Origin of the sequence: Anaerotruncus sp. 1XD42-93, from assembly GCF_009917605.1 — a bacterium.
Classification (GTDB): Bacteria; Bacillota; Clostridia; order Oscillospirales; family Ruminococcaceae; genus Anaerotruncus.
The window spans coordinates 1-5,533 of the sequence record NZ_QZEG01000096.1; the positions used below are offsets into that span (position 1 = coordinate 1).

At 56.2% G+C, this 5,533-nt stretch carries 4 protein-coding genes; 3 read left to right on the forward strand and 1 reads right to left on the reverse strand.

Annotated elements, in window-relative coordinates:
- Positions 1–135: 135 nt before the first annotated feature.
- The 3 genes from D5269_RS16645 (at position 136) to D5269_RS18725 (ending at position 5,295) form a co-directional block, all read left to right on the forward strand.
- Positions 136–3,789 (forward strand): SpaA isopeptide-forming pilin-related protein, encoded by a 3,654-nt coding sequence (locus tag D5269_RS16645; protein ID WP_158605051.1) that lies wholly within the window; start codon positions 136–138, stop codon positions 3,787–3,789.
- On the forward strand, positions 3,716–4,813 hold the full coding sequence (locus D5269_RS16650) for a SpaA isopeptide-forming pilin-related protein (RefSeq protein ID WP_120487048.1): 1,098 nt from the start codon (positions 3,716–3,718) through the stop codon (positions 4,811–4,813). The genes D5269_RS16645 and D5269_RS16650 overlap by 74 nt, the downstream gene beginning before the upstream one ends.
- An 83-nt stretch (positions 4,814–4,896) precedes the next feature.
- On the forward strand, positions 4,897–5,295 hold the full coding sequence (locus D5269_RS18725) for a hypothetical protein (protein WP_243126936.1): 399 nt from the start codon (positions 4,897–4,899) through the stop codon (positions 5,293–5,295).
- A gap of 6 nt (positions 5,296–5,301) precedes the next feature.
- On the opposite strand, the gene D5269_RS18395 is transcribed toward D5269_RS18725, so the two are convergent.
- On the reverse strand, positions 5,302–5,533 hold a 232-nt coding region (locus tag D5269_RS18395; RefSeq protein ID WP_207670321.1), incomplete at its 5' end, for a hypothetical protein.

Here is a 5,533-nt window from a genome sequence, read left to right on the forward strand (position 1 = left end):
TCCGGTTCTGGGAGGGGTCTGGGCAAACCTGCCGCAGTAATGCGGTAAGGCGGCTCTTTCCTACTCTACGACAGCACGCCGAAAACTGTCACTGTCACAGCCAACGAAACGGTCAACATCGTAGAAGTGGGCTTTGTGAACTACCCCGAAGCCTGCTCCCTGGAAATCTACAAACACGAAACCGGCAACAAGGGCGTTGCCTTGGAGGGCGCATCCTTCCGCATCCGTTACGCCGACCCCAATGTAAGTGCGCAGACTTGGACCGAAACCACCGATGGCAGCGGCAAAATTCACATTGACCTGCCTGCGGCGGGTGCCCTTATCGTGGAGGAGCTTTCCGCCCCGGCCGGTTATGTGATGAACGCCAAAAACACCTATGATGTCACCGTTATGCGGGGCGAACAGAAGGTGCTGGATGTCCCCAACGACAAGCGGGCCCAGCTCATTGTGGTGAAAAAGGACGCCCAGTCCGGTCAGACCTTGGCGGGGGCCATCATCAAGATCACCCTGCTGCGGGCGCACACTCCTCCCTATGAGCAGAACATCTCCTACACCCAGACCACTGGCGCGGATGGCCATACCGTATTTTCCGGCCTCATCCACGGCGAGTACCGGGTGGAGGAACAGTCCCCGCCCCAGTATTACCTGCCCACCGATGTGGTCCACAATGTCAGCGTTTTTGAGGGCAACACCGAGGCGGTGGAAGTGGTCTTTGAAAACGAACCCTGGAGCGGCCTCACCATTAAGAAGGTGGATTCCACCAACGACAAAGGCTTGCAGGGCGCGATATTCAAGCTCTACCGGGGTAGCCATGAGGACCCCCTGGCTTTCCTGGGGGATTTTGAAACCAACGAAAACGGCATCGTCGTGGTGCCCAAGCTTCAGTCCGGCCAGTATTACACCATCGTGGAGGCCCAGCCGCCCTACGGCTACCTGCTTTCGGAAAACAATGTCCAGACCGTCATGGTACGGCCTGACGCGGTGAAGAACAATGTCACTGTCATTTTCCAGAACAAGCCCAAGCCAAAGCTGCTCATTGAGAAGATCGACGAGGTGACCGGCAAGAAACTGGAGGGCGCGGTGTTCCGCCTGTCCCTCAAGGACAGCGCCGAGTATAAGGAGTTCACCACCGGCGCAGATGGCACCGTCCTTATTGAGAATCTGGAAGAGGACTGGTACACCGTCCAGGAGATCCGCAGCCCCACCAACTACATTCTGGACGACCAGATCCGAAACATCCAGACCAAGGCCGGGGAAACCACCATTCTCCGTATCAACAACCACCGGATGCCCGACCTCACCATCCGCAAGGTGGACGAGCAGAGCGGCAAGGGTATCCCCGGTGTCACCCTGCGGGTCACCAAGGAGGGGGCAAAGGAATACCAGGATGTCACCACCGGGCTGGATGGCGTCTTTGTTTTGGAGAATGTCACTCCCGGCTGGTACATCATCACCGAGCAGCGTACCCCGGAGACCCATATCCTGGACCAGACGCCCCATTACATCGAGGTCAAGGCCGACCAGGATACCGAGATTGTCATTAAGAACAAGGCAAAACCCTCCCTGCGGATCATCAAGACCGATTCGGTGACCAAGCAGCCCATGCAGGGCGTTACCTTCGAGATCAGCGAGAAGCAGGGAAAATCTCTGAGCGAATATCGTACCGACGCCAACGGAGAAATTTTCCTCCCCAATATTGAACCCCAGCTTTATGTCATTCGGGAAACCAAGACCCTGGACGGCTACCTCATGGATACCCAGACAAAGGAAGCTCTGGTGGAGTGGGGCAAGACCACCGAAATCGAGTTTACCAACACCCCGAAAAATCCTCTCCTTATCTATAAGGTGGATTTTCACACCGGCGAACCCCTGGCCGGGGCTACCTTCCTGGTGGAGAAGGTCAATGGGGAGCATGTAGGCGAATACATCACCGGACGCAACGGCTACGCCACCGTCACCGGCATCGAGCCCGGCTTCTATCTGGTGAAGGAGGTAAAGCCGCCTCTGAATTACATTCTGGACGAAACCCCGAAAACGGTGGAGCTGAAATATGATGAGCCTGCCATCGTCCAGTTTGAGGACAAGGCCATGTCGGGGCTGCACATTAAGAAAATCGACAGCCTGACCAAAGAGCCCATGGAAGGGGTATCCTTCCGGGTATCGGAAAAGGACGGGCGCACCATTGGGGAGTTTAAGACCGATGCCCAGGGCTCTATTCTGATCGAGAACCTGCAACCAGGCTGGTATACCATTCGGGAAACCGATACTTTGGAGGGCTACATCCTGGACGAAACACCCCGTGATGTGGAGTTTGTCTGGGGACAGCTGATCACCGTGGAGTTCACCAATGACCGCAAGGCTCAGCTGCTGGTGAAAAAGGTGGACGCTGACACCGGAGAACCGCTGGCAAACGCCAAGTTCCGGGTAGAAACGGTAGGAGGAGAGTTCCTGGGCGAATATAAGACCGACCGCACAGGCTTCTTTGCCGTTGATGATCTTCATGTGGACTACATCGTGGTGCGGGAAATTGAAGCACCAGACGGGTATCTTTTAGACAATACCCCGCACACCGTCAAGGTGGAGGCCAACAAGCCCTCTGTCCTGGAACTGAGCAACAAGAAATTGTCCCCTGTCCAGATCAAGAAGGTGGATTCCGAGACTGGCGCGCCGCTGGCCGGGGCGCTGTTCCGCGTCACCAAAGCCAATGGGGAACTGATTGGGGAATACACCAGCGGGACCGATGGCTTTATCAATGTGCCGGAGCTCGCCCCCGGATTCTATATCGTGTCCGAGCTGCGGAGCCCGGAGGGGTATTTGCAGGACCAGACCCCCAAGACCATTGAGGTCAAGGCCAATGTGCCCACCCTTGTGGAGTTCCCCAATAAACAGATGCCCGGCTTGCGGGTAGAAAAAATCGACAAAGTGACCGGCCTGCCGGTAGGCGGCGCCAAGTTCAAGGTGGTGCGGGCTAACGGTGAGGTCATTGGCGAGTTTACCACCAACACCGCCGGTTTCTTTATGGTCACCGACATCGACCTGAACCACCAGTCGGTGACGGTCTACGAGACCCAGGCCGCCAAGGGCTACATTCACGACCCCACCCCCCAGACAGTGGAGCTTATCCCCAACAAAACCACTGTCCTTCAGTTTGCGGACCAGCCTCTGATGGGGCTGCAAATCAAGAAGGTGGACGATGTGACCGGCAAACCTATGGCCGGCGTTTCCTTCAAGCTCAGCGAGCTGGACGGGCGCACCATCGGCAGCTACACCACCGATGATGCGGGGCTTATCTTTGTCTCCAACCTCACCGCCGGTTCCTGGGTCGTGGTGGAGGAAACCAAGACCCTCCCCGGTTACCGCCTGGACAGCACGCCCCGGAATGTGGAGATCAAGGGGGATAAGCTGAGCACCCTGGAATACCGCAACCAGCCTTACCCCAATCTGCTCATCAAGAAGATGGACGCTGAAACCGGAAAGATGCTGGAGGGCGTCAAGTTCAAGCTCTTTGACAAGCTGAACCGGGAGCTGGGGACCTTCACCACCAACCAGCTGGGACAGATCCATCTCACCGGCATGGAGGCGGGGACCTACTACCTGCGGGAAACCGAGGCTCTGCCCGGTTATGTACTGGACAGCACCGTGCGGGAAGTTTCTCTCTACTGGGGCAAGACCACCACCGTGGAGCTGAAAAACACCCCCATGGGGACCCCTGCGGGTGAAGAAAATCGATGCCATCACCAAGAAGCCTATCTACGGCGTCACCTTCAATCTGTACGATTTGAAGAATAACCTGCTGGGCGAATACACCACTAACGACGCGGGGGTCATCGAGTTCCCCAAGGAGATTCAGGCGGGAAAATATCTGCTGAAGGAGGTAAAGGCCGCCCCCAATTATGTGCTGGACGACATCCCCAAGACCATTGAGGTCAAGTCTGGGGAAACCGCGGAAATTATCGTGGAGAACCAGCCGGTTATGGGGAAAATCCAGATCGTCAAAAAGTCGGCGGAATACAACGATGTTTCCAAGCTGCCCGCAGGGTCCTTCCTGGAGGGCGCGGTCTTTGAAATCTTCAACAGCCGCAACGAAGTGGTGGACCGCATTACCACCGACAAGCGGGGAATCGCCAACTCCAAAGACCTGCCCGCCGGGGAAGTCTTTGGTATCCGGGAAATCACCGCGCCGGACTTTTACCTCATCAATCCCCAGGTGCTGTACGCCGAGGTGAAGAATCCGGACGACCTCATCCGCTTTGAAATTCTGGACGCCAACGAGGAAATCTCGGTGAGCGTACAGAAATACGGCAATATTGAGGCCATGCCGGGAGATATTATCCGGTACGACTTTGAAAAAATCGGCAACACCTCTACGGTTCCTCTGGATAACTTCTATTGGCGGGATACCATCCCCACCGACGCGGTGCGGATCGAGAAGATCTACACCGGCACCTGGAGCGAGCATCTCCACTACGAGGTGCTTTATAAGACCAACAAGAAGGGCTGGCGCACGCTGGATACCCAGTACAGTAATGCCGCCGATACCCTGGATTGCAGCCAGGAGGCCCTGCGTCTGGGGGCGGATGAAGTCATCACCGAGATCAAGTTTGAGTTTGGCACGGTGCAGGCCGGATTCCACCAGGTGGAGGCACCCTACATTCTCTGCCAGGTGAACGGCGATCTGCCCAACGAGTACCGCTTCACCAACAAAACCGATGTAGGCGGCCAGCGCGGGGATGAATGGGTCATCGCCAAGGACCAGTGGACCACTATCATCTACGCAAAGCCCAGAGGCAAGCTGCCTAAGACCGGTTTCTAAAACTACTTTTTCCTACCAAGTCAAAAGCCATCCCTGCCCCCAAGAACGGGGGCGGGGGCGGCTGTTTTTTATGGAGGTCATCTATGTGCAAACTTTTCCGGCAAATTTCCTGCAAGGTTTCCATCGGCTTTATGAACATTGGCCCCAAGCTGGGCCGGTATTACACGGCGGCGATGGTGGTGTACCTGATGGCGGCGGCCTGTACCGTCCCGGCCTACGCCGCCACCGATATTTTCGCAGTCGCCCGCAGCATTATCATTGATGTCTACAACGGCATCGCGGGGATCAGCACCGTTCTGGCGGGCCTCATGTCCGCGGTGGCGGTCATCGGGGCCAAGATGTCCAGCAACCAGCACAAGGTAGACCAGAGCTGGGACTGGCTCAAACGCATCTGGATCGCCTGGGCCATCATCAACGGCATCGGGGCCTTTATCGCCTATATCGTTCCCAAGTTTGACGGGCTGGCAACGCTGGAGCCGTAACAGCCCTTACCATTTCAAAGAAAGGCAGGTGGTCGTTTGTTTCTGGACGGTATTCTCAAAGGGCTGGTCCTCTGGCTCTGTCAGCGCCAGTAATAAAATGAAAGAAAACGCCGAGGAAAAAATGTAGTTTTGTGGCGGAGGAGGCGAAAAAAAGATAGACTCCCAAGAGGGCGAAAAAGAGCCCGGAAAGGGAGTCAGGAAATGAAAGGAGCACAGTGGATGGATATCCGAAGCGACA